Source organism: Vibrio aestuarianus (assembly GCF_028858425.1).
GTDB classification, from domain to species: domain Bacteria; phylum Pseudomonadota; class Gammaproteobacteria; order Enterobacterales; family Vibrionaceae; genus Vibrio; species Vibrio aestuarianus.
In genome coordinates, this window is sequence record NZ_JAKNYQ010000002.1 from 627,561 (window position 1) to 651,581 (window position 24,021).

Genomic DNA, 24,021 nt, shown 5'->3' on the forward strand with positions numbered 1-24,021 from the left:
ATAACACTATGAAAAAATTCATCAAAATACTGCCATTAACAATCGCGCTGACACCTTCTTTAGCAGTAGCGGCAAATTATGCCATTGAAGCCAGAGGCGATGCGATGGGTGGCGTTGGGGTTGTATCTGCTAATTTTCTAACCGCACCTTTTTATAACCCAGCTTTGGTAGCCATTTATCGCCGTAACGATGATTTTGGGATGATACTTCCAAGCATTGGTATTTCCTACAATGATGAAGACAAAATGGTGGATGATTTAGATAGCATCTCTAGCATGCTAGATAATAAAAATTATCAAGATCTTCAGAAAACCTTAGACAATTTAGCAGGTGACAGTTTAAAAGCTGAAATTGGTGGTGTTGTTGCGTTTGCCATTCCGAATCAATTTATAGCAGCCAATCTGTTTGCGAAAGCATACACTGAAACTTTTGCTACTCCTGATATCTATACTGGTGGTAGTACCTCTGTCGAAAACGCTGAATTAAGCGCTGTAAATGCGGTGTCTGTTGGGGTAACTGAAATTGGTTTATCGTTAGCCAAATATCAAACGTTTTTAGGTCAACACATGGCATTTGGTGTAACGCCAAAACTGCAACGAATCTACACTTATGTATATTCAGCAAGTGTGACTGATTATGATATTAAAGATGTAAGAGACAGTAGCCAAGGTGAAACCATGTTCAACCTTGATGCTGGTGCGTTATGGTTTTATGGACCACTTCGCATTGGTTTTTCGGCAACCAACCTTATTAAGCGTGATATCAATACACAGTCGTATACTAAGACACTGACAAGTAAGACTTCCGGACAAACAAGAGACATTAATCTTGGCTACGCATACCAAATGCGGCCATTGTATACCGTTGGTATTGGCCTAGTTGCCGATTATGCAACATTAAGTGTTGATTACGATCTTAATGAAGAAAAACGTTATACAAACTTTGAAGATAACACGCAAATGATCCGTATTGGTGGTGAAATTGACATTTTACGTCAATTAAAACTAAGGGCAGGGTACAACAAGAATTTAGCATACGACAATTTGGATGGCACCATTACCGCAGGTATAGGAATATCACCTTTAAACCTTTTTCAGTTGGATTTGGGTGCAAGTTACACTAATGAAAATGCTATGGGTGCATACATAAATTTCCTTGCTAGTTATTAACGCAGTCTTTATAGTCAGGCTCCTCAACATCAGGAGCCTTTTTTATGTTTGACGATCTCCCTACGTTATCCCACCAAGAACAGCAAGAAGCCGTTGAAAAAATCCAGCAGTTAATGACCCAAGGTATCAGTACCGCAGAAGCGATAAAAATTGTTGCTACTGAAATCAGAGCAGAAAAAGCGGCAGAAAATAAAGAATAACGATAACAGGGCACTTATTTAGTGCCTTTTTTTTGCGCCTATCTCAAATCCACCTCAGAAAAACCCCATCTAAAAAATCAATACAATCTATTTTCAATGTCAATATAACAAATAAAAACAATGAGTTACCGAAGAGCAAAACACCAGCGAGCTATTCTGATAACTAGTGGGTGTAATAAAATTACAGAAGTAAGTTCTTCCGTCATTCTAGTTAATTGCGAGGTAGTGGATAATGCTACATCGAGACACTGTCACTTTAAAAGTAAAACAAGCAATCAACTTCAAGTTATTTGGGTATATACTGAACTCAGTACGCCAGAGAGTAATAAGTTAACCTTAAGTGTTGGGGTTACGTCACTTAAGGTTGATGATGATAATATTGACAACATTCTGCACCGTGCAGATCAGCTTCTATACGAAACGAAAATCAAATAAATAACCAGTAAAGACTTTGAAGTAATTACGGGCGTTAGCGAACCATAACTATAGTGCGCATTATATGTGTTATGTTAAATTAATTAGGTAATACTAACTGTTGCATAATTGCTTACTTCTCTCCTCATTAAACATAAACCATTTACCATAAAATACTTAATAGTCATATAGTTACCATTTTAACTATATGACTATTAATCTGAAAAGATCCAACATCAAAAATCCCAAAGTATGACTTTGGGATTTGAGTTATTTAGTCAGTCTTCATCATCTAATGGTACAAGTTTTGTGTTGCCACCATGATACTTCTCTCGTTGTTTTTGGATTAATGCATAGAAACCAGGGATCAAACATGTTCCCGCAAGAAGCACACATAAGAGTCCACCGATAAGTGATATACCGAGAGAGTTTTGACTGACATGCCCAGCCCCCGAAGCAAAAATCAGAGGGAAAATACCTAAGATAAATGACCACGATGTCATATTCACGGCACGAAAACGTAATTTTCCACCATGAACCGCAGCTTCATCAATTGCAATATCTTTCTCTTCTCGCTCCATTTTTGCGAACTCTACTATTAAGATCGCATTCTTTGCAGCTAATGCTATCAGCAAGACTAGACCGATTTGAGCATACAAATTCAATGGCATTCCCATTAGGTTAAGAGCTAAGAATGAACCTAAGGTTGCAATCGGCACCACTAAAATGATGGCTAACGGAATACTCCAACTTTCATACTGTGCCACCATAAACAAATAGATGAAAATGAGCGCAAGCGCAAAAGCAAAAATGGCTTGGTTGCCCGCGAGAACTTCCTGATAGGCCATACCTGTCCATTCGTATTGGTAACCTTGCGGCAATACTTGAGCGGCAACTCGCTCCATCGCAGCAATAGCATCACCACTGGAATAACCCGGCGCTGGTTGACCTTGAATAATCGCACTGCGGTACATGTTATAGCGCCATGCCACATCCGGTTCAAACACTTGTGTATGACTAACTAGTGTACTTAACGGAATCATTGTTCCATTAGCAGAGCGTACATGGAACTGCTCAAGGTTTTCCATGCTATTACGATGTTCACTATCAGCTTGCATTGTGACACGGAAGTTCTTGCCAAACATGGTAAAGTCGTTAACGTAAATCGACCCTAAGTTACCCTGTAGCGTTTGAAATATTGAGGATAAAGGAATACCTAACTGTTTTGCCTTTTCACGGTCAATATCCACATAATAGTGAGGAACGTTGGCTCGGAATGTACTAAATGTATAAGCAATTTCAGGTTGTTGATTAGCAGCCTGAAGCATTTCACCCATTACCATCGCTAAATCGGTACGGCTACGACCCAATGTATCTTCCAGTACAAATTCAAATCCGGAAGCGGCTCCCATGCCAGGCACAGCAGGAGGCCCCATTGCAAATACAACCGCGTGTGGTATTTCCAAAGCGGCACGGCCATTAATCCGCGACGAAATTGCAGCGGCTGAATGATCGCCAGCTAAGCTGTTGCGCATATCCCAACTGTGTAATTTAACAAACAGAGATGCCCCGTTTGATGCAGCCGCGCCAGTCATGAATGAATAGCCATTGGCAACGGTAACACCATCAACCCCCTGCTCTTCTTCAAGAATTTGCATCAGTTGTGAAGTCACTTCTTCTGTTCGAGATAAAGAAGCAGAGTCAGGTAATTGAACATTGACTAATAATATTCCCTTATCTTCCTGTGGAACGAAAGCAGTTGAAGTATTTTTAGCAAAGAACGTGACAGCAGCAAGTGCAAGTAGGAAGAAAGTAATCAGCAGTAAAGATTTTTTAACCAAGAAACCTGCAATTTGACCGTAGCCTTGTGTTACTTTGTCTAAGCCCCGGTTAAAAGCCTTAAACCAACTTGCCGTATTTTCACCGCCTTGTTTCAGAACCAGTGAACACAGCGCAGGAGACAGAGTTAGTGCATTAATCGATGAAATAACAACTGAAATACAGATAGTTAATGCGAACTGTCGATACATGATACCTGTGATACCGGGTAGCATGGCGACAGGAAGAAATACCGCAAGTAATACAAGCGTTGAAGTGATAATTGGGCCTGTTACCTCCTTCATTGCGATAAGCGTTGCCTTACGCGGAGACATCGTTGGATCTTTAGCCATTGTTGTATCTACGTTTTCAATCACCAAAATAGCGTCATCAACAACAATACCAATGGCTAAAATAAGACCAAACAAAGTCACAGTATTAATCGTGAAGCCGGTAGTTTGCATAATGGCAAATGTACCAATCAATGAGACTGGAATGGCAAAAACGGGAATCAGGGTTGCGCGTGCGCTACCCAAAAATAAGTAAGTGACGGCAATAACCAGTAATATCGCTTCGATCAGCGTTTTAACCACACCTTTGATAGATTCAGCAACAAACACGGTTGTGTCATAACTGGTTTCAAAGGCCATGCCATCTGGAAAATTATGGCTAAGTTGTTGTAACAACGCCATAACGGCTTTACCGCTTTCCAACGCGTTGGCGTCTGATTGTAATGATAATGCAACGATCGATGCTTCTTGGCCTCGGAATGTACCGTTACCATCATAGAATTTTTTGCCTAATTCAACCCGTGCGACGTCCTTCAAGTAAACCGTAGAGCCATCAGGATTCGAACGCAAAATAACATTTTCAAACTCACCGACACTTTCCAAACGCCCTTTTGTTACCAGATTAAACTGCACCTCTTGAGCACTACTATATGGAGCAGCGCCAATACGCCCCGCTGCAACTTGCACATTCTGCTCAGTTAAAGCGGATTGAATATCGGACGTTGTTAATTTTAAATTAGCCATTTTTTCTGGGTTAAGCCAAATACGCATTGCATATTCGCCCCCACCAATGACATTAACCTCACTAATACCTTTTACACGTGCGAGTTGATCTTTAACGTTAAGGTTGATGTAGTTAATCAGAAATTGGTCGTCATATTTTCCATCCGGTGAATAGAAATTGAGTACCATTAACAGATCTGGCGAACGTTTTTTCACGGTGACGCCAGCCATTCTCACTTCTTGCGGAAGCTTGGACTCGATCTGAGCAACACGGTTTTGGACGTTAACTTGTGCCATATCAGGGTCAGTACCAACATCGAATGTCACGTTTAGGCTGTACGAGCCATCATTGGCACTTTTCGAGGACATGTAGATCATGTTCTCGACACCGTTTACTGACGTCTCTATGGGGTCAGCAATAGCTTGTTCGACAACTTCGGCACTTGCACCAGTATAAAACGCCGTCACGCTAACAGATGGCGGGCTGATCTTCGGATATTCAGCGACGGGTAAAATAGCCAGGGATATCGCCCCTGCTAAAGTAAGAATAATAGATATGACCAATGCAAACTTAGGTCTTTGAATAAAGAAACGACTTAACATTTCGCCTCCTTATTGATTGGTCGTTGTTGGCGTTTGAGTACGAACTTCAACACCATTGCGGACACGTTGTAGACCTTGGGTGATCACCACATCATTAAGTGATAGGCCTTGATTGATGCTAATACCTTGCTCAACTTGAGGCCCCAAGTCGACATTGCGACGTTCTGCAATATTATCGTCTGACATCACCATAACAAAATCACCCTCTAAGTCTGTTTGGACTGCACGACGTGGGATAACGATAACATTTTTAGCAACGCTTTCACGAAGGTTGATTTTGATGTGTTGGCCGGGAAGAAGTCGCTGCTCGGGGTTGGGAATAACGGCACGCATATCAATAGTGCCAGTATCTAGATTGATTCGATTGCCTAAGTAATTTAGCTGACCTAAATAAGGATATTGCTCGCCATTCTCGAGTTCAAGTAGCACTTCAACACCATTCGCTTGCGTTGCGCCATCACCTTTAATTTTATCCATACCTAAGGCAATACGCTCTCGTTCACTAACACTAAAAGCCGTATTGATAGGATCTAAGCTCACAAGCGTAGCCAAAATGCCCGTTGATGGAGAAACTAAATCACCAGAACTAACTTTACTATCACTAATACGGCCATTAAAAGGGGCCCGTATTTGAGTGTATGAAAGATTAACTTCAGCGAGCTTTAGCTTTGCTTTTGCCGCTTCTAATTCAGCTCGCCCACCATGTAATGCCGCCGTTAATGCATCAAATTCAGATTGCGAAATGCTACCACGCGGAAGGAGTTCATTGCCTCTCACATGGTCAAGCTGTGCTTTTTTAAGTACGGCATTAGCTTGCGCTACGGCCGCTTTTGCACTTGCTAGCTGAGCTTCGAATGACGATGGCTCGATGGTGTACAACAAATCACCCTTTTCGACCAGTTGTCCTTCTTTGAAATGACGGGCCTGCAAGTAACCAGAAACGTGAGCAGTAATATTTGTGTCTTCTATCGCTTCGATACGGCCAATATAAGATTTACTTTGTTGATGTTCGACAAGGATAACCCGTTGTGTTTCAACAAGTGGCAATGGTGTTTGGGTTTGAATGTTTTCCGTTTCACCGCACCCAACTAAGATGAGTGTTGTAGCAATAAGTGCCGCAAGTGGTTTCTTTTGCATTATTTATAATCTTATTAGAACATGATTCGTTAAAAATACAGCAAGCATACCGCTTGATTTGTCAGAAAAATTAAAGAAGATAAAAAGGAAGTGTTTCAAACTGTAACTCGATGAAAATATAAGAAAACATCGTGATAAAAGCACAGTAAATGTTGCTTTGTTGTTTCGCTCTCGATAATTTGTTCACACGAGAGATACATGGAGTTTAAACAGTGAGCGCTAAGAAAATAAGAGGGATCATCATTTAGAAATGACAAGCAAGTTCTAGCTAGTGAGAGGATGAGCTTTAATATTCCCCCAATCACATTGTTTATCATACTCATGGGGGCTATTGTTCTATTTAAGCATCAACCACCAGATAGCTTAACGATTAAACCTTTCTTTTCGAGGTGAACCTTCACCTTATCTCGCACATCACCTTGTATTTCGATGTCGCCATCTTTCACTGAACCGCCACATCCACATACTTTTTTCAATTCTGCTGCCAATAATTTTAATGGTGCATCATCCAAGTCTAGTCCGGTAATTATGCTCACGCCTTTACCTTTTCGGCCTTTGGTTTGGCGATGAATTCTGACAATACCATCACCTTTCGGCCGTTCTACTTTCTCAGGTTCTGATTTAATACGACCTAAATCAGTTGAATATACAAGCGTCATAAATTATTACTTCTTCATTTGTTCTGCTTTTTGCTTTGCTAGCAAAAAAGCTTCGATATGTTTTTGAATAGCCACTTTAGAACCTTTGATTAAGCGACCATTAAAAAAGCAATACCAAGCGTTAGCTTCACCGGTATCGTTTTTAAGAGTAAATCCACCAAATTGTTCTTGGTGCCCAGAGGTTACATTCCGTTTTTGTCCAACAGAATTGAATTCACGCGGGTCAATAATAGATGCTGTATCACACCACCAGTCTATGCTTTTTTTCACCGCAGCAAGGTTTCCAGTCAAAACATGGTTTTTAATTTTCACTTGCCATATTTCAGTGGAATTAGGAGCCGATTTAAGGTTAAAACCTCGATATATCGAAATAGCCATATTTTATCTGGTCTTTTAATTGTGGTTAATTAAATAATAATTGTATCTACGCCGTTATCAAGTATATTTATTGATAATTTTTGTTGTTATAGTGCATTAAGATGAGAAAAAACATTCCCGTCATCACAGATCCTATTATTTTAAAACAAAAGCTTAGTGAATTTTCTTCACCCATTCGTTTAGAGCAGTTCCAACAACTAGTACAAAATCAATATTCCAGAAATTCTTTACTCGCGATGACAAAAGATTGGAATCACTTTGTTTCTTTCTGTATTTCCAAGCATGTATCTTCTTTGCCAGCGTCAGTGGCAGCAGTTAGGCAATTTATTGAATATGAAGCAAGAACTCGCAAATACTCGACCATAAGGCGTTACGCGGTCACTATTGGTATCATACACTCATTACTCTCTTTAAATGATCCAACCACAAACCGTAAAGTTCAAATGTCACTTGCCAACCTCAGATTAGAGAAGTTAGATGACGTAAAACAAGCAATGCCATTTACCCAAGAGCATCTATTCGCCTTGGATGAGCGACTCTCACGTTCTGAATATAAAAAAGACATCCGAGATCTCGCTATTTATTACGTGATGTTTGAATGCGTGCTCAAACGAGGAGAACTTAAATTCTTCGAGCGTGAACAAATCAGTATAGATAATGAGTTAGCCATAACAGTACATGTTGGGGAAGCAAACTATTCTCTTTCCGATAGGGCTTCATTAGCGCTTAATCGTTGGCTGACAATTGTTAACAGAAATGAAGGTATTGTTTTTTGCTCTATAGATCGTCACGGTAATATTTCTTCAAAATCGCTCAATGATGCGTCGATTTTTCGTATTTTGCGTAATGCAGGTAAACAGCTAGGTCTGATGAACCTAAAATTTTCAGGCCAATCGACACGAATAGGAGCGGCGCAAGAATTAGCGAAGCAAGGTTATAAGATGAGAGATATTCAACAATTTGGACGGTGGTTAAGCCCTGCGATGCCAGCCCAATATATTGGTAAAACTCACACCGCAGAACAGGAGAAAATGAAATTTAAAACGATTAAACCTTGGTTTTGAGTGACGTTGTCACGCAGTTTGCAAGGAATTCATGAAAACAATGGCCGTTATGTTCCAGCATTTTCGGGAACATTGAAATCGGAGTCATGCCTGGGAAGGTATTGACTTCATTTAGATAAATTGCACCATCGGCCGTTAAAAAGAAATCAATTCGAGATAAGTGTCTTAACTTCATATGCGTAAACACTTTTTCTGCACAATGCCGTATCGATGCTAACTGCTGATCCGTAAGATTTTTTGCTTCAATTTCCGTCATTGAATGGCTATCTGCACTGTATTTTTCTTCATAAGTATAAAACGCATCTTCTGGAGCAATCACTTCTCCTGGTTTAGATAAATACAGAACACCATCAATTTGGTAAGCCGCAACTTCTAGTTCACGTGGTTTGAGTGCCTTTTCAACCAGCACCTGCTCTGAATAACTGAATGCAGAATCAATCGCTGTAGCTAACTGCTGAACATTTGTGACCTTGTAACATCCAACCGATGAACCTTGCCGTGCAGCTTTTACAAATATGGCGCCCCACTCTGATAATGCTTTTTCGCATTGCTGATAAGCTTGGGCATTGTTGTCAGTCAAAAATAAATAAGGCGTATTTGGGATGCCCAGAGCGTCATACCACAGCTTGGAAGTGATTTTATTAAAGCTGTTAGAGCTGGCTTCAGGACCACAGCCTAGATAAGGAATGCCAGCTAATTCAAGCATGGATTGAATATCGCCAGTTTCCCCTGGAAATCCATGGATACATGGCACGACAAAGTCGATTTTTGTCGAACTACTGCTAGTGTTTAACGTTGCAGCATTGGTATCTAAATAACTCAACTCACCTTGCTCGCTGTACCAACCATCATCTTTCATTTCAACCCGAATAACATTGAAACTCTTTGTCATCTCAAGTTGAGCTTGTAAATAGTTAGCAGAAACAAGCGATACTTCATGCTCAGAAGAACCGCCACCACACAGTAGAAGGATTGTTGTTGTCATTAAAATCTGTCCGTGATGTTACTAGATAAGCTAATTAAACATCATAATCAATTCAGCAAGAAGTTACACAATTTTAGCTAAGCAAATGTAATTTTTGGACTTAACTGATTAAATACCAAACAATTAAGGGGCTTTCGCCCCTCTTTAACATAAGTAGTCCGTATAGTTCAACAGAGGTTAATTTAACTTGTTGAGCGTTGGAAACTCAGAATTCTTAATAGCATCGATGCTTTTCGCGAACGGCTTCATTGCTTGGAATTCAGCGGGAAGCGTATTGATAGCTTCTAGTGCATCCGAACGTGTTGCATAATCCCCATAAAGAACGGTATACCACTTAGTGCCATTTACGACTTTGTAGTTTTCCCAAATCGGTTGATTGTCAGCAGTCGGTAATTTGCTCGCAAATTGATCAACTTTGGTTTGTGAACCAACAGCAACCACCTGAATCGTGTAGCCAAAACGTGGGTTCATTGCTTTTTGTTTGGCGGTTGGTGGAATAATAGCAACCGCAGGTTTAGTTTGAGCGACTTGTTTTTCTACAGCTTTTGGCGGCATTTTTACAACGTTTGGTTCAACGTTGCTTTCAGAAATCCCATTCGCCATACCATCTTGAGTCATTACTGGTTGCTGTACAGAGGCGACTTTGTACTCTTCGCGGTGACTTTCAGATGTCACATCAGTAATGTAAGTATCTGAAGCACAAGCAGCCAAAAGGACGGATAAACCGACAATTGCTATTTTTTTCATGAAATGTTCAACGCCTTAAGTAGAAATTACTATAAATCATGCCGATAGCGACGCCCAGAATCAAGTGCGCTTTTTAATTATATACCCTTACACTGTGATTTGTGGCACAAAGTCGCATATGTCCGCTGCCAAAACGATCACATTCAAACGAATATCGCCAACAAGTTCACCATTTGTTGGTTAAGCTAGCAGCAGTTCACTAATGAATGGTGTAGCTACATGAATAATTTAAGCCCATTTTTAAAACCGAAATCAATCGCAGTCATTGGTGCGTCCGTTAGGCCTTTTCGTGCGGGCAACATTGTTATGAAGAATTTACTGCAAGGTGGATTCGATGGCGCAATAATGCCTGTTACCCCTTATTACCCGTCCGTTTGTGGTGTTTTAGCTTACAAAACCATCGATGCATTACCTATCGTTCCTGACATCGCAATCCTCTGTACCCATGCGACAAGAAACGTAGCCATTTTTAAACAGTTAGCGGCAAAAGGAATTTCATCTGTCATTATACTTTCGTCTGATATGTACAAACTTGACGACCAGGGTATTGAGATCCAAAAACAGTGCTCAGAAATCGCTAAATCAGCAGCAATTCGTGTGCTCGGCCCCAACAGTTTAGGTTTAATTTTGCCTTGGCTTAATTTCAACGCCTCGTTTTCTCCAGTAACGGCATTGAAAGGCAATATCGCGTTTATTTCTCAATCCGCTGCCGTTTGTACCACCATTTTGGATTGGGCTAACGATAAACAAATTGGATTTTCCGCATTTATTTCATTAGGCAACGCCAGTGACATTGACTTTGCCGATCTACTTGATTGCCTTAGTACAGATAGGCATACCGACGCGATCCTTTTGTATGTTGACACAATAAAAGACGCAAGGCGTTTTATGTCCGCTGCACGAGCGGCTTCACGCAATCGAAGAATACTGGTGCTCAAAGGCGGCCGAACTCTGGCGGGTCGTAAAGCAGCACAAGCTCATACAGGGGGTGATGATACTCTAGACATTATTTATGACTCCGCGATTAAGCGAACTGGTATGCTACGAGTCAATAATACCCATGAATTATTTGCCGCGGTAGAGACTCTTACCCACTCTGTACCACTTAGAGGTGAACGATTGGCCATCATTACAAATGGTGGCGGCCCTGCGATTATGGCGGTGGATACTTTGCTCGAGCGCGGTGGAAAGCTGGCGGAGCTTGAAGAACATATTTTTGAGAAATTGAATCAATGTTTACCTGATAGTTGGTCACATAGTAATCCTATCGATATGGTTGGCGATGCGGATCACACAAGGTACGTCAATACGCTTAATGCACTGCTAGATAGTGATGAAGCCGATGCAATTCTTATCATGCATAGTCCTTCAGCTATTGCGCAATCAGAGCAGACGGCACAAGCCGTTGTTGATGCGATTAGAGCGCATCCAAGGCATAAACATTTCAATATCTTAACCAATTGGTCTGGAGAATTAACAGCTCGTCCTGCTAGACAAATATTCACTCAGGCAGGTATTCCAACTTATCGTACTCCAGAAAGTGCTGTGGTCGCATTCATGCATCTGGTCGAATATAGGCGCAATCAAAAACAGTTGATGGAAACCCCAACTACTGCAGAGCCCGTTCATGTTTCAGAAATCCACACCGCACAACAGTGGATTAATAAGCAGCTTGGCGAGCAATCCACTTTGCATTTAGATACTCATCAAATAGGCACACTGTTTAAGTGCTTTAATTTTGATGTGTTGCCGACATGGATAGCTTCTGATGCGAGTGAAGCAGTCCATATTGCGGAACAAATTGGTTACCCTGTCGCAGTGAAATTGAGATCACCAGATATTGCCCATAAGTCCGATGTTCAGGGCGTGATGCTTAACTTACGCAATAGCCATGAAGTGGCAAACGCCGCTCAAGCAATCTTAGACCGAACGCAGCTCTCCTATCCATCAGCTAATATTCATGGCTTATTGGTTCAAGGAATGGCTAAACTCGCTGGCGGAGAAGAGTTACGTATTAAGGTTAAAACTGATGCGACCTTTGGCCCAGTGATCTTGTTAGGACAAGGCGGATCAGAATGGGATGAAGCCATTGACGCTGCAGCCGCTTTGCCGCCACTCAATATGACATTAGCCCGTTATTTGATTGTAAGGGCAATTCGTGGAGGCAAAATTAGGCTACAAAAATTACCAGAACCGATGAATGTTAATGGCTTGTCTGAATTTCTGGTGCGAATTTCGCAAATGATAATAGATTGTCCACAAATTCACGAGCTGGATATACATCCAGTACTTGCTAATGGAAGCCAATTTACGATCCTTGATGCTGATTTAATATTAAAACCATTTCAAGGTGATGGACACAGTAGGCTGGCGATTCGTCCTTATCCAAGTGAACTAGAGGAACGGGTGACGCTACGAGACAATTCTGTTGTGATGTTACGGCCTATCTTGCCGGAAGATGAACCACAGCACGCAGAATTTATTCATAACGTCTCGAAAGAAGATTTATACAAGCGCTTTTTCTCTGATGTTGGTGAGTTCAACCACGAGGCATTAGCCAACTTTACCCAAATTGATTACGACAGAGAGATGGCTTTTGTTGCCGTTGATAGTAATGATGGTGAAGGCAAGATTATCGGGGTTTCTCGAGCACTAATTAACCCAGAAAATACCGATGCTGAATTTGCTATTTTGATCCGCTCCGATCTTAAAGGAAACGGCTTAGGAAAAATTTTGCTGCAAAAAGTCATCGATTACTGTCGTTTAAAAGGTACTGTACAAATATCAGGGATGACCATGCCGACAAACCGAGGAATGCTGACGCTTGCTCAAAAATTGGGCTTTGAAGTCGACATTCATTTTGAAGATGGCACAGCTGACATGGTGTTAGTATTAAATAAGGTCTGAGTCACAAGGGAAGATCGACCTTGATCTTCCCGCTTTCATTTGATCATTTACTCACAAGCTGAGAAATAAGCGCTCCGCTTAGCCTAACGACCAGTTTTTCTTTAGGTACTGTACGCACCACGATTTGGCCTCACCCATTTTATTTCGACGCCACGCCATAATAATTTCAACCGGAGATTCTGGAGAACCATCTATGACTTTTAGTTTGCCTTCCGCTATTAGAGGTAAAGCTATTTGCTTCGGTAGTGTTCCTATTCCTAACCCGTTGATCAGTGCTTCACATTTGGCACTAAAATTTGTCACCGTTAGTCTTGGTTGTTTCTGCAAAATATTAACGCTCATCGCTGGTTGCTCACGAGCGGTATCAGCAATCGCTATAACTCGATATTTTTCGCGTGCTACTTCATCAAATGCCCCGTTTCGTTTATGGACATAGTGCGAACTTGCAGCTACCCATATCATCGACATAGAACCAATCGTTTCGGCTTTAACGTCTTGTGGCAAAGTTTCTATTCTTGGGCAAATCAGTAGATCAGAGCGACCTGCTGACAAAGATTCCCAGCAACCTGCTAAAATTTCTTCTTGAAGCCGTACCCTAGTTTTACTTACGTTACCTAAGGCTTCCACCATAGGAAAGAAATTATTGATCGGTATGATCCCATCAAAGGCAACCGTCAGATCTAACTCCCAACCATTGGCAAGTAATGTCGCGTCATTAACCAATTTTTCTGTAGCAGTAAGAATGGCACGCCCTCGTTCTAAAATAAGCAATCCAGACTCGGTAAATGCGGCTTTATGTCCTGAGCGATCAAAGATCATGATATCTAAATCTTGCTCAAGTTTTTGTATTTGATAACTGAGCGATGAAGGTGCTCGGTTGAGTTCATTTGCCGCAGCCGCAAAGCTGCCACGCCTATCGATAGCATCTAGAATATGAAGTGCTTCTAAAGTAATTGGACTTTGCAAAATAAGTCACCCTTCCATGAAATCAGCAATTAGTTGTACCTTTGCAACTTGAATCGCAACTTCAAGTTGTTTGGCTATAGCTGCTAAGAAGTATGCCCTATTTGCTTATGTAGTGGTATTCACTGCGTTGAATAAAAGTGAAAAATTATATAGGTAAGGGATGAGCGAAAATGATACTTCAGAGAAAAGATATAAAAAAGCCAGCTTTACACTGGCCTTAGACAAATTCATTCAAAAAATGGGATTAAAAGTAAAAATGAATTGTTTATTTATTGTCGGCCATCTCTTTTTTAACCATTACAGCAGCTGCAACGATAAAAGCGATGATTAACCCAAGTTCCATACATAACCTCAATAAAAATGTAAATTTACGGAATAAAATAAGGACAAACAAAGTCTAGCATCTTTACAAGATTAAGATAGTATTTAACCAATTTATTACCTTTTTATCGACTCAGATCAAAAAACAGATGGACATCGCAAAATCATCACTTTCATCGTCTTAAATTACCACTCAGGTTTCACCCAAACATTACTAAAATCAAACCAACCTAATGCGTTACATTTTGCGTTTTGTAGAGAACCACACTGATCTTTGCTGATACCTAACCAACAGTGGAACATTGGGATCACTTGATATTTCTCAACTAATGACTTACCAATCTCTTTCGCAGGGAAAGCGGCGTGTTTATCTGCGCGCCATAAATCAACCAACCCCGTCCAGTAAGAAAAATCCTCAGCACGGCTTAAATGTTCTATATCACTATAATCCAACAACCATCCTGCAAGTGCATCTTCTCGATGATTGGCAATGCCCATCGGCTTTACCCAGATATCAACCAAACGTGTGTCTTCAACAGTTAAGTCATATTTTATCAACTCTACGTTAATCCCATCATCTTTGAGTAGTTGCTGTATGGTTTTAACCAAGCTAGGAAACATAGGGTGATGGGCATGGTACGCGACGGTAATTGAACGTTCATAGGGTGGTTTTACGGAAGTATCACTTGAGGTTTGGTGATACCAACCCGGTTTCAATCCGTACGCTGGCAGCACACCCAGCTCGACAACCTTCTCTTCTGGTAATTGCCGAAATAAGTTTAATGTACTGAGCTTATTGGTTAAGTAGTTTGCCCATACATCATCCGCAGCGACCCCATTTTTCCTATTTAACAGTAAATAAGTACAGCCGGGGTCTAGGTCGACGTCTTCCGTAAAGGAACCACGCTTAGTTTTAATTGGGTGCGATAGACTTGGAAAGACCATCGATGAATACGCTTCATCAATGACCCACACTTCGACTCTATCTAACAATGGACGAAAACCAAAGTAACCGTCGAAGGCTTGTAATACTAGGCGCTTTTCGTCATTAAGCACCACTTTATACGGTCCAGTTCCAACAGGCATTAAGTCAAAATTTTCACTACGATTTGATTCAGCCAGTAAAACTTTGGCGCAAGACTCCGCAAGCAGCAGAGGGAGACGGCTATCCGGTTTCTGTAAAAAGATGTCTATCACCCAATTTGAAGGCGAATCAATACGTTCTAAATGAGAAAACAGGTTCAGAAATCTTAATTCCCAAAGACTTTTTACAACGCATTCTGTGGTCAGTAAATCGCCATTATGGAACCTAACCCCTGGGCGTAGATAAAAACGCCAATGCGTTGCAGAAATGGCTTCCCACGTATGCGCAAGGTCGGGTTGTAATTGCTCATTTTCATCAAGCTGGGTTAAGCCGCTGAAGATTTGCATCGCGATGTGCTGCTCTGAACGACGCATCGGCTTTAAAGGATTGAGCATCGAAAGTGGTCGATAGTACGGTAGACGTACCACTTGCAGCCCTTCTTGATGCTGAACCCCCAAGTAACTTTGAATAACTTGGGTCAGTTTTGCTGCATCTTGATCCAAAACAGAGAAGGCTTGACCTATTTTACCTTCATCCAGATACCGGCGAGCAAGGTTCTCACTAACATCGCTGCGGCTACGTTTGAATTTCAGGTCAGACAATTTTCCGCGACCAGCCGCGGGGTGCCATTCGATCCAACCCTGCTCTTCCATTTTGTTCAGAACAATACGGGCGTTACGACGTGTGCAGAATAGAATATCGGTAATGTCTTCTAATTGAACACCAACATCTTGGCCATTAAAGTGTTCAAATAATGATTCGAATTGAACTCGAAGTCGCGGGCTACTCATATAAAGAGGAAATCTCAGTTTTTATAAAACTGAGATAGTTTCCTCATTTTGTGTTTACGATGCAAGGGGCTCAAAGCATTCTTTAAGCGATATCACATCCTAGCTGTTGAGACAGTTGCTTAATTTGCTGCTCATTATCTAATTTAATGGACCACTTAGCCTCTGAACAATTGACTGAAACCACATTGGCTCCTTGGCCAATAAGTTGAATGGCGTCCGTTTGTGCTTGCAGTATCACTTTGTGATCACCGTTCAAACGAACCACCAGCTCATGCGCCGTGGCAATAAGTTTTCCACCTGAAAAATCAATCACCATTTAACGGTCTACCTTTTTCTGTTTTAGTCGCATGACGCACTTTCTTTACGGCTATAGTTAAACGGCTACTACAAACCAAGCGTTCACGTTCATCAGTAATATTGATTTGCCACACTTGTGTGGAAACACCTAAATGAATTGGCGTTGCCGTACCGATAACATGGCCTTCTCTCATCGCTCTAATATGATTGGCATTGATATCCAATCCGACACAGTAGTGGTCTTGATCGACACAAAAATTTGCCGCCAATGAACCTAATGTTTCCGCGAGCACAACCGAAGCTCCACCGTGCAACATACCAAGTGGCTGATGAGTAAAATGACAAACGGGCATCGTCGCAGATAAAGAATTGTCGGTGTAATCGCTATAAATAATATTGAGATGCTCTATCAATGTGTTTTTAGAGGTCGCGTTCAAGGTTTCTAGATCGATCGGCTTCTTCCAAATGGCCATGTGTCTATCTCATCTATTTTTTAAAGACGTTCATTTTATACCTAAAACCAAGAAAAAAGCATTCGACACTTAGATGAAGAGCGTTAAATAAATTTGCACAATATAAAAACTGCCGACTTACAAACTAGTTTCTCGATGATATGATTCTTTTAAAATGTGATGAGTTGTGAGATGAGTAATCGTTCATCTAAAAGGAAACTATTTTATGGGAAACAGCCTCAAAATTTCAGTGCTATTAAGCTGCATGGCACTTGCTGCTTGTAGTTCTTCGCCCACTGGTCGAAACCAGTTAATCCTATTTTCTGATCAAGATATGAGCAGCTTAGGTGATCAATCTTTTGAACAAATGAAGAAAGAGATCCCGATCAATAATGATACTAAAACCAATGCTTATGTTCAGTGTGTCGCGAAAACGGTGACAGACTATGTCCCTAAGCAACCAAGTTTTGACAACTGGGAAGTCGTGGTATTTGAAAGTGATCAGGTCAATGCATTTGCACTGCCTGGTGGGAAAATTGGTGTCTATACAGGTTTACTCAAAGTAGCAACTAATCAAGATCAGTTGGCTACGGTGATTGGCCACGAAGTCGCGCACGTTTTAGCCAACCACAGTAACGAGCGTTTGTCTCAGTCTCAAATTGCAAATGCAGGGTTACAAATTACACAGGTAGCGATTGGTGCTTCGGAGTATGCCCAGTATAAGGAAGCAACAATGGCTGCGCTGGGCGTTGGCGTGCAATATGGCGTCATTTTGCCTTATGGGCGTACACAAGAATCAGAAGCCGATATTGTAGGACTTGAACTGATGGCAAAAGCTGGTTTTAACCCTAAAGAGAGTGTTTCTTTATGGCAAAATATGGCAAAAGCATCAGGTGGAAGCCAACCTCCTGAATTGCTATCAACCCACCCTTCGCATAGTACGCGAATCCATGATTTAGAAGAGAAGATTAAAACCTTACCAGCTTCGTCAGCTACGCGTCCTAAATGTAGGTAATGCTATTAATCACAATAAATGTTCGAAATTATTGATGTAAAAAAGGAGCACTGCATGCTCCTTTCTTTGCTTCTGAAGGTGTTTATTTTTTATAACAGCTTAAGTACCAAGAATGAGCAGAGGGAGTTGCAGCATTGCATCGCCCGTGTTGGCAAAACTCCAAATAATGGTCGTTAGCGAAACCACTAGTCCGATATACCACAGCGCAGAAAATATCTGCCCATAACGATTCAATGGTAGCAAATGGCTCTGATGCCGTTGTCGCCATTCCATGACAATTTCTAGCGTTCCCATTGCCAGCAAAAAACCAAATAAAGTCAATCCAAGTGAATAACTTAACACAACACCGCCCACAGCAGCTAAGGCACATAAGGCGATACCGAGTTTGCTGTTCATTGAAAAGCTAACGCTTTTTAAAATGTGTCCACCATCCAGAGGAAGAATTGGTAACAGGTTGAACAAATTCAGAAACGCATTAAAAACCGCCAATCCAGCAAAAAACATCTCGCCAGTCACCCAATAACATGCAACTAAAATGAGTGAGAGAATTAAGCCAAAAAATGGCCCCATGATTGATATAACGACATCTTGCCAGCGAGTGTTGATCTTATCATCACTCAGTGCAAGACCACCTAAAAATGGGATTAGATAAATACCTTTGGTTTTCATGCCAAAATACTTCATGGCGCGAATATGTCCGTATTCGTGAAACATCAAGCAGGCGATCAGCGCAAGCGCAAATTGAAACGAAAAGAGCCACGAGTAAGCAGCTAAACTGGCTGATGCAAAGACTACTTTAATTAACTTGGCACTTTTTAAAGCTTTCATCCCTAACGAAACTAGCCCAATCAAGCTAAATCGTTTTTCTACTTTCGGTGCACTATAAGGAGTTTGAGTCTCTATATCTTTCTCAACACGCTCACCCTGCGTGACAATGTCACCATTAACGGAGGCTTGGTAGTGTAAAGAAAATGGCTGCCAAGTCAGTTCCACCTTTAATTCACAATGGTTTAGTGTTTCGCCATTGAGCAACTGAAATTGATGGATAGTTGTCGGGCCAGCTTCACTTGAAGCATCACATTGAGCGACCAAATGATTATCCCAAAACAGTTGTTGCCAACCTGACAATGATCCCTCAAGGCGCAGAGATTTTCCTAAAAATGGCGTTGCTAGCAGTTCCAAACCGATACCTAACTATGAATATAAAAACTACGCGCATTATGCCTTTGAGCAATAACAGCGTAAAGCACGAAACAAAACTACTGACTATTGATGACATATTCAGTGCTATTCCCTTCAAAAAGAGCGCTTTTCAGTGATACCCCTTTTATTTCTAGGCGCAAAGTGGATAATACGTGCCTACATATTTTTACAAGGTGGGTACTATGTCTACTGAAGCAACTTTACTTGAACGCTGCCAATCAAAATGTGAGCTTTGTTCATCAGAATCTCCATTATCACCATTTGTGGTAGCGCCACATACTATGGTTACTGTTGACCATGCTGTTATGCTGTGTGATACCTGTAAAGGTCAGATTGAGAACCCAGAAACAGTAGATGTGAACCACTGGCGTTGTCTTAATGACAGCATGTGGAGCCAAGAGCAGCCGGTTCAAGTGATGGCTTGGCGTCAACTCAAGCAACTTGCCGTCACTGAAGGTTGGGCTCAAGACCTACTTGACATGATGTATCTTGAAGAAGAAACAACAAAATGGGCTGAAATTGGCATGGATGATGATGCCGAAAAACCGCGTGATGTAAACGGTGTTGAACTACAAAAAGGTGACGACGTAACGATCATTAAAGACTTACCAATCAAAGGTTCTAGTCAGGTGATCAAGCAAGGTACCGTGGTTCGTGGTATTAGCTTAGGTGATGACCCGAAACTGATTTCAGGTAAAGCTAACGGTCAATCGATGTACATCATTGCAGAATATTGCCGTAAGAAATAATTGCAGATAACAACAAAGCGTAACGACAACTTTAGCGCTTACGCTTTTCTTTTTTCTGCCAATTAGCTATCGCTATATACGAAAAAGCCGTCTCTTTCAGGGACGGCTTTTTTAATTCTAATAAATAGCTAATTAACGGTACAAACCGATATCTTTTTGCATGTGACCAGACAAGTCATTCTGGTAGTAACTACGAGGGGCGCTGCTGTCTACAAAAAGTATATCAACTAAATGTTTGATCAATCCTTTGAAGTTAACCGTGTAGGTTTTTTTGTCCATAGAGGTAGGTGCAGTGATAGTACCCAGATTCATTGCTTGTGCCATGATAGCCTCTCTTTATATTCGGTAACTTACTTTGTTGAAATGAATTCTAGGTGATATTTTTCTGGTTAAAAAATGACAAAATTTCGAAATTCAGATTAGTTATTCTAATGAAACAACACATTAACAGTGGCTGTTTTTTATATTCATTATTTTTGGTTTTATATGCGAAATGGCGTCATTTTTGTGAATTTTAATCTCAAATCCTGACGCCACCCATCGCTATTCACAAGTCGTTTACACTTATCTTTTTATCTCTTTTTGTCGTAGTTAAACTAAAATAACGGCAGGCCTTCACGGTGTGTGAAGTGTGTACAGAGAGCATGACATATCCAAGCAACTGTATATTGCAAGTAATGGTAATTACTCTCTCACGCCTGACATCTATTTTTGTATTAACAACGGTGAATGCTTCTGCTTATAAATTGAAGCAATAATGGCAACCGACATAGTGATAAGCAAAACACTCAGAGAAACTTGTGTCGGTATTTCCCACTCTGAGCCAACCAATGTCATCTTAATACCAATAAACACCATGATGAATGACAGCGCAGGTTTGAGATAAGTAAACTTGTCCATCATTCCTTGGAGAACAAAATACAATGAACGCAGGCCGAGTAGTGCAAAGACATTCGCGGCTAGCACCAAAAAAGGTTCTCGTGTCACGGCAAAAATAGCAGGTATTGAGTCCAAAGCAAACATCACATCCATAAATGCAAGCACCCCAATAACAATCAGCATCGGAGTCACAAGCCACTGTGTATCGCGTTTAACAATCAACGTGTTACCTTCATAACTGTCGGTGACTTTAAACCAGCGTCGAATGAATTTCTCCGGCATTGGGTTTAGCTGCTCATCGCCTTTTTCACGCGCAAGTTGTATCCCGGTCCACATAAGAAATAATGCGAACACATATAGCAACCAGTGATATTGCTCTAGTAACTGAGCACCGACAATGATCATTACTGCTCTTAGAATAAGCGCCCCAATCACTCCCCATAGTAATGCGCGAGGACGAAGATGTTCTGGTACGGCGTATTGGTGAAAAACAATCGCAAAAACAAACAAGTTATCAACACTGAGTGATTTCTCTAGCAAATAACCTGTGATGAATGAAATCATTGCCTTATTAGCAGAATAGGTACTGGTTGGAGCGTAAAGATCCCAATAAAAATAGATAGTTGCTGCAAACACAAAGGCTAATATAAACCACACAGCACTCCAGATAGCCGCTTTAGTGATTGATACTCGACCACTACGGGTTTGCCAAATATCAACGGAGATAAGTAGTATAGTGAGTAAACCGAAACAAACGTAGATTACTGGGGTCATGGTATGTGCATCCTCCAAAGTACGGAAGGTTCACAAGGCAATCGCGCTGTTCGAAACCTTCCGCAGACAAGTAACCACTGGTCATAGTGAACAGTGTTGTATGCGTTGGTCTCGTCGAAGTTGCCGTTTTTCTGCTTTACAAAAAAACCACTAACTTATACTTACCGGATAAGCGAATGCTTAACGAGATGACGATAAGTAAACATAAGGCGACTACTCCCCAATCGGCATGGATTTTAGGCTTGTCATCGTACAACGTCCATAGATTAGATCAAAAAAAGGAGCAATATATTGCTCCTTAATAATTTCAAAGATCTTCAACGGAACTCACGTCTAAACACCTGCAAATGGCAGTAAGTAAACTAATGCTGACCAAATGCCAACCCAAGCAACAACGATGACGGTGTCAGCCCAATCTCTACTCCACATAGTTCTCCCCTTAGCATCTTCACGCACCTTCAAAGGTTGAAGATGCTCTAAGACTAATAACTACTGAGCAAACTCTATGCCATAACAGTAATGCTACACAGTACTGTTATGTCTTCTCGACGATTCAAGAGTATTTAACGTCTCTGGGTGGGCGGTAAGCAGTTCAATAAATGCATCGGCCATTGAAACATTCGAAACAATGCCTTCACCTTGCATTTGCAGTAATGCATCGTAACCTTCTTTACCTTTCATCGTATAGGCAGAAGAAGAACCACAATAATATTTTTCAGAATCAATTAGTTGCCAACCTAATTTCTCATCAAACAGTTTTACATCAGTCACTCGGTTTCCAATTGGCCAGTCGTGGTGATAGACAAATGATAAATTATGCGTGTATGGATAACTGCCTGACCCAGTGCCGTTAACGCCATTGCCTAATGCGTTATTTATTGCACCTTCGACAGCTTGCGCAATCACTTTTCCTTGAATGTGATACACACCGATAGGAACGGCAAATGGCAGCAAGTTTCCGGCAATATCGGCAATAGAGACCTTGCCTGCATTGAGTGAATTGCGTACTCCACCAGCATTATGGATTGCAAACTGCACTGGATGTCCACGCTCTTTCATCGCATACACAAAGGATTTTGCTACCAGTGGGGCCAGTTCACTTGCTCCCATTTCATCAGGGATACGAACATGCCTTAGCGAGCAATCAGCATGAGCAATGATATTCTGTTGTAATTGGCGCACTCTTGGCATGTATTTATCGATCAAGATACCTTGGGCCAGAGGGTCTTTCTTACACACCACAACATTAGGATGATTGTTGAGAAACTCGCAGGCGCTTAGATGACTTTCATCCGTTCCGGCTTCATTCATGCTCGCATCTAAAAATAAACGGCGGCCAAGTAATAGCTCATTTCCTCCGCAAAACCCAACGACTTTTCCTTCAGTAGAGAAATCCACTTGGCAATGTCCCAAGCTTAATGCGTAGTATCCAGCTTGTACTACATAGGTATCATTAATTCTTAAGCCATAGTCATCGTCTTTCTTTAAGCCTAATGCACTAAAATCACCTTGTAAGCGATGGCTATGCCCGCCAACGATAATACCAATGCCATCAACTTGCTGTGCCAGTTCAATATCAGCTTCATAACCCAAGTGACTGAGCAAAATGATTTTATTGATGCCTTTACGGTGCAGTTGCTTAATTGTATTTCTCGCTGTTTCAATGGCATTCGCAAAAGGCGTGTCTGGATCAGGGTTAGCAATATCGGTCATTTTATCGAGTGATAAACCGAAGATAGCGATAGTTTCCTCACCTGCTTGTTTTTCTATCCATTGTGCATACTGGCCTTGAGAATCGTAGCTGATGACTTGTGGACTTGATGCTATAGGGTAAGGTTTGTCTTTTCTTTCATTAGATAAATCCCAGTTACCCGCAAGTAATGGAAATTGAATTCGCTCAACGAAATGCGCAACCGGCTCGTTGCCCATATCCAGTTCATGATTACCCAAAGCCATAGCATCAATATGAAGCGCATTAAGCATGTCGGCGTTGGCTTTTCCTTTGAATAAGGAAAAATACAAAGTACCTTGAAAACAATCTCCTGCATGCAAAAACAGAAATTGGCGCTTCATGCGCGCGGCATCATCTTTCAATTGAGCCACTCTAGTCGCTATCCGAGCAAAGCCGCCTGCACTGACATAGGGAGTCAACGTCTGTTGTTTTATATTCAATGAAAGCTGTAACGATGTAGGTTCAAAATATGAGTGAGTGTCATTTATATGTGCCAGCATAATTGATGCTGGTCTGTTCTTTTTATGCATCATTTACCTATCTCTTCTTTTTCCACTCCATCCTAGCCTACAAATCATGACAGAATCGTGACTTTTATGAAACGGCTTTGAAAACTAATTTACGCAAAGCGTGTTGCATCACCTTTCCCTAACATTATTTCTGC

21 protein-coding genes are annotated in these 24,021 nt (G+C 41.2%); 7 read left to right on the top strand and 14 right to left on the bottom strand.

Annotation, left to right across the window (positions count from 1 at the left end):
* Positions 1 to 8: 8 nt before the first annotated feature.
* Both MCT08_RS16380 and MCT08_RS16385 read left to right on the top strand, forming a co-directional pair.
* Positions 9 to 1,169, top strand: a complete 1,161-nt coding sequence (locus MCT08_RS16380) for a conjugal transfer protein TraF (protein ID WP_274678889.1) — start codon at positions 9 to 11, stop codon at positions 1,167 to 1,169.
* Positions 1,170 to 1,213: 44 nt separating this feature from the next.
* Positions 1,214 to 1,369 carry a YoaH family protein gene (locus tag MCT08_RS16385; RefSeq protein ID WP_168524669.1) on the top strand — a complete coding sequence of 52 codons (156 nt, stop codon included), beginning with the start codon at positions 1,214 to 1,216 and terminating at the stop codon, positions 1,367 to 1,369.
* A gap of 692 nt (positions 1,370 to 2,061) precedes the next feature.
* Here MCT08_RS16385 and MCT08_RS16390 read toward each other — a convergent pair.
* From MCT08_RS16390 to MCT08_RS16405, 4 genes are all read right to left on the bottom strand, one after another.
* A complete protein-coding gene (locus MCT08_RS16390) occupies positions 2,062 to 5,217 on the bottom strand; it encodes an efflux RND transporter permease subunit (protein ID WP_168787052.1) in 3,156 nt (1,051 codons plus the stop codon).
* A gap of 9 nt (positions 5,218 to 5,226) precedes the next feature.
* Positions 5,227 to 6,354, bottom strand: coding sequence for an efflux RND transporter periplasmic adaptor subunit (locus MCT08_RS16395; RefSeq protein ID WP_176246643.1), 1,128 nt, complete (start codon positions 6,352 to 6,354; stop codon positions 5,227 to 5,229).
* A 347-nt stretch (positions 6,355 to 6,701) separates the two neighbouring features.
* Complete coding sequence (gene yciH, locus MCT08_RS16400; protein ID WP_053312100.1) at positions 6,702 to 7,013, bottom strand: stress response translation initiation inhibitor YciH; 312 nt, start codon at positions 7,011 to 7,013, stop codon at positions 6,702 to 6,704.
* A gap of 6 nt (positions 7,014 to 7,019) precedes the next feature.
* Entirely contained in the window at positions 7,020 to 7,391 is a 372-nt protein-coding gene (locus MCT08_RS16405; RefSeq protein WP_053312101.1) for a DUF3319 domain-containing protein, read from the bottom strand.
* 101 nt (positions 7,392 to 7,492) lie between these two features.
* On the opposite strand from MCT08_RS16405, the gene MCT08_RS16410 reads away from it, so the two are divergent.
* On the top strand, positions 7,493 to 8,455 hold the full coding sequence (locus tag MCT08_RS16410; protein ID WP_274678890.1) for a tyrosine-type recombinase/integrase: 963 nt from the start codon (positions 7,493 to 7,495) through the stop codon (positions 8,453 to 8,455).
* Here MCT08_RS16410 and MCT08_RS16415 read toward each other — a convergent pair.
* Both MCT08_RS16415 and MCT08_RS16420 read right to left on the bottom strand, forming a co-directional pair.
* On the bottom strand, positions 8,439 to 9,440 hold the full coding sequence (locus tag MCT08_RS16415; protein ID WP_274678891.1) for a D-alanine--D-alanine ligase: 1,002 nt from the start codon (positions 9,438 to 9,440) through the stop codon (positions 8,439 to 8,441). The two genes, MCT08_RS16410 and MCT08_RS16415, sit on opposite strands and share 17 nt — an antisense overlap.
* 177 nt (positions 9,441 to 9,617) lie before the next feature.
* Positions 9,618 to 10,187 carry an SPOR domain-containing protein gene (locus MCT08_RS16420; RefSeq protein ID WP_053312104.1) on the bottom strand — a complete coding sequence of 190 codons (570 nt, stop codon included), beginning with the start codon at positions 10,185 to 10,187 and terminating at the stop codon, positions 9,618 to 9,620.
* Between the two features lie 219 nt (positions 10,188 to 10,406).
* Here MCT08_RS16420 and MCT08_RS16425 point away from each other — a divergent pair, with 219 nt between their 5' ends.
* Positions 10,407 to 13,094 (top strand): bifunctional acetate--CoA ligase family protein/GNAT family N-acetyltransferase, encoded by a 2,688-nt coding sequence (locus MCT08_RS16425; protein WP_274678892.1) that lies wholly within the window; start codon positions 10,407 to 10,409, stop codon positions 13,092 to 13,094.
* A 78-nt stretch (positions 13,095 to 13,172) separates the two neighbouring features.
* On the opposite strand, the gene MCT08_RS16430 is transcribed toward MCT08_RS16425, so the two are convergent.
* Positions 13,173 to 14,060 carry a LysR family transcriptional regulator gene (locus MCT08_RS16430; RefSeq protein WP_261918707.1) on the bottom strand — a complete coding sequence of 296 codons (888 nt, stop codon included), beginning with the start codon at positions 14,058 to 14,060 and terminating at the stop codon, positions 13,173 to 13,175.
* A gap of 160 nt (positions 14,061 to 14,220) precedes the next feature.
* Here MCT08_RS16430 and MCT08_RS16435 point away from each other — a divergent pair, with 160 nt between their 5' ends.
* Positions 14,221 to 14,391 carry a hypothetical protein gene (locus tag MCT08_RS16435; protein WP_171822952.1) on the top strand — a complete coding sequence of 57 codons (171 nt, stop codon included), beginning with the start codon at positions 14,221 to 14,223 and terminating at the stop codon, positions 14,389 to 14,391.
* 176 nt (positions 14,392 to 14,567) lie between these two features.
* On the opposite strand, the gene MCT08_RS16440 is transcribed toward MCT08_RS16435, so the two are convergent.
* The 3 genes from MCT08_RS16440 to MCT08_RS16450 form a co-directional block, all read right to left on the bottom strand.
* Positions 14,568 to 16,256, bottom strand: coding sequence for an SgrR family transcriptional regulator (locus MCT08_RS16440; RefSeq protein WP_274678893.1), 1,689 nt, complete (start codon positions 16,254 to 16,256; stop codon positions 14,568 to 14,570).
* An 82-nt stretch (positions 16,257 to 16,338) separates the two neighbouring features.
* Complete coding sequence (locus MCT08_RS16445) at positions 16,339 to 16,572, bottom strand: DUF3389 domain-containing protein (RefSeq protein ID WP_053312108.1); 234 nt, start codon at positions 16,570 to 16,572, stop codon at positions 16,339 to 16,341.
* A complete protein-coding gene (locus MCT08_RS16450) occupies positions 16,562 to 17,026 on the bottom strand; it encodes a hotdog fold thioesterase (RefSeq protein WP_274678894.1) in 465 nt (154 codons plus the stop codon). Before MCT08_RS16450 ends, MCT08_RS16445 begins: the two co-directional genes overlap by 11 nt.
* Before the next feature lie 205 nt (positions 17,027 to 17,231).
* Here MCT08_RS16450 and MCT08_RS16455 point away from each other — a divergent pair, with 205 nt between their 5' ends.
* On the top strand, positions 17,232 to 18,020 hold the full coding sequence (locus tag MCT08_RS16455) for a M48 family metallopeptidase (protein ID WP_274678895.1): 789 nt from the start codon (positions 17,232 to 17,234) through the stop codon (positions 18,018 to 18,020).
* Between the two features lie 99 nt (positions 18,021 to 18,119).
* Here MCT08_RS16455 and MCT08_RS16460 read toward each other — a convergent pair whose 3' ends face one another.
* Positions 18,120 to 19,202 (bottom strand): site-2 protease family protein, encoded by a 1,083-nt coding sequence (locus MCT08_RS16460; RefSeq protein ID WP_053312111.1) that lies wholly within the window; start codon positions 19,200 to 19,202, stop codon positions 18,120 to 18,122.
* 203 nt (positions 19,203 to 19,405) lie between these two features.
* Between MCT08_RS16460 and MCT08_RS16465 the strand changes: the two genes are divergently transcribed.
* Positions 19,406 to 19,972, top strand: a complete 567-nt coding sequence (locus MCT08_RS16465; protein ID WP_274678896.1) for a PhnA domain-containing protein — start codon at positions 19,406 to 19,408, stop codon at positions 19,970 to 19,972.
* A 132-nt stretch (positions 19,973 to 20,104) separates the two neighbouring features.
* Here MCT08_RS16465 and MCT08_RS16470 read toward each other — a convergent pair whose 3' ends face one another.
* From MCT08_RS16470 to MCT08_RS16480, 3 genes are all read right to left on the bottom strand, one after another.
* Positions 20,105 to 20,296, bottom strand: a complete 192-nt coding sequence (locus tag MCT08_RS16470) for a hypothetical protein (protein ID WP_274678897.1) — start codon at positions 20,294 to 20,296, stop codon at positions 20,105 to 20,107.
* Between the two features lie 381 nt (positions 20,297 to 20,677).
* Positions 20,678 to 21,625 carry a TerC/Alx family metal homeostasis membrane protein gene (locus MCT08_RS16475; RefSeq protein WP_274678898.1) on the bottom strand — a complete coding sequence of 316 codons (948 nt, stop codon included), beginning with the start codon at positions 21,623 to 21,625 and terminating at the stop codon, positions 20,678 to 20,680.
* Between the two features lie 522 nt (positions 21,626 to 22,147).
* Positions 22,148 to 23,890 (bottom strand): bifunctional metallophosphatase/5'-nucleotidase, encoded by a 1,743-nt coding sequence (locus tag MCT08_RS16480; protein WP_274678899.1) that lies wholly within the window; start codon positions 23,888 to 23,890, stop codon positions 22,148 to 22,150.
* Positions 23,891 to 24,021 lie beyond the last annotated feature (131 nt).

What these genes read in the sequence shown, in the direction of transcription:
- MCT08_RS16380 (WP_274678889.1), top strand. Translation starts at nt 9, where the DNA reads ATGAAAAAATTCATCAAAATACTGCCATTAACAATCGCGCTGACACCT.
- MCT08_RS16385 (WP_168524669.1), top strand. Translation starts at nt 1,214, where the DNA reads ATGTTTGACGATCTCCCTACGTTATCCCACCAAGAACAGCAAGAAGCC.
- MCT08_RS16410 (WP_274678890.1), top strand. Translation starts at nt 7,493, where the DNA reads ATGAGAAAAAACATTCCCGTCATCACAGATCCTATTATTTTAAAACAA.
- MCT08_RS16480 (WP_274678899.1), bottom strand. Translation starts at nt 23,890, where the DNA reads ATGATGCATAAAAAGAACAGACCAGCATCAATTATGCTGGCACATATA.
- MCT08_RS16470 (WP_274678897.1), bottom strand. Translation starts at nt 20,296, where the DNA reads ATGGCACAAGCAATGAATCTGGGTACTATCACTGCACCTACCTCTATG.
- MCT08_RS16405 (WP_053312101.1), bottom strand. Translation starts at nt 7,391, where the DNA reads ATGGCTATTTCGATATATCGAGGTTTTAACCTTAAATCGGCTCCTAAT.
- MCT08_RS16440 (WP_274678893.1), bottom strand. Translation starts at nt 16,256, where the DNA reads ATGAGTAGCCCGCGACTTCGAGTTCAATTCGAATCATTATTTGAACAC.
- MCT08_RS16455 (WP_274678895.1), top strand. Translation starts at nt 17,232, where the DNA reads ATGGGAAACAGCCTCAAAATTTCAGTGCTATTAAGCTGCATGGCACTT.
- MCT08_RS16445 (WP_053312108.1), bottom strand. Translation starts at nt 16,572, where the DNA reads ATGGTGATTGATTTTTCAGGTGGAAAACTTATTGCCACGGCGCATGAG.
- yciH (WP_053312100.1), bottom strand. Translation starts at nt 7,013, where the DNA reads ATGACGCTTGTATATTCAACTGATTTAGGTCGTATTAAATCAGAACCT.
- MCT08_RS16475 (WP_274678898.1), bottom strand. Translation starts at nt 21,625, where the DNA reads ATGACCCCAGTAATCTACGTTTGTTTCGGTTTACTCACTATACTACTT.
- MCT08_RS16465 (WP_274678896.1), top strand. Translation starts at nt 19,406, where the DNA reads ATGTCTACTGAAGCAACTTTACTTGAACGCTGCCAATCAAAATGTGAG.
- MCT08_RS16420 (WP_053312104.1), bottom strand. Translation starts at nt 10,187, where the DNA reads ATGAAAAAAATAGCAATTGTCGGTTTATCCGTCCTTTTGGCTGCTTGT.
- MCT08_RS16425 (WP_274678892.1), top strand. Translation starts at nt 10,407, where the DNA reads ATGAATAATTTAAGCCCATTTTTAAAACCGAAATCAATCGCAGTCATT.
- MCT08_RS16435 (WP_171822952.1), top strand. Translation starts at nt 14,221, where the DNA reads ATGAGCGAAAATGATACTTCAGAGAAAAGATATAAAAAAGCCAGCTTT.
- MCT08_RS16450 (WP_274678894.1), bottom strand. Translation starts at nt 17,026, where the DNA reads ATGGCCATTTGGAAGAAGCCGATCGATCTAGAAACCTTGAACGCGACC.
- MCT08_RS16395 (WP_176246643.1), bottom strand. Translation starts at nt 6,354, where the DNA reads ATGCAAAAGAAACCACTTGCGGCACTTATTGCTACAACACTCATCTTA.
- MCT08_RS16390 (WP_168787052.1), bottom strand. Translation starts at nt 5,217, where the DNA reads ATGTTAAGTCGTTTCTTTATTCAAAGACCTAAGTTTGCATTGGTCATA.
- MCT08_RS16415 (WP_274678891.1), bottom strand. Translation starts at nt 9,440, where the DNA reads ATGACAACAACAATCCTTCTACTGTGTGGTGGCGGTTCTTCTGAGCAT.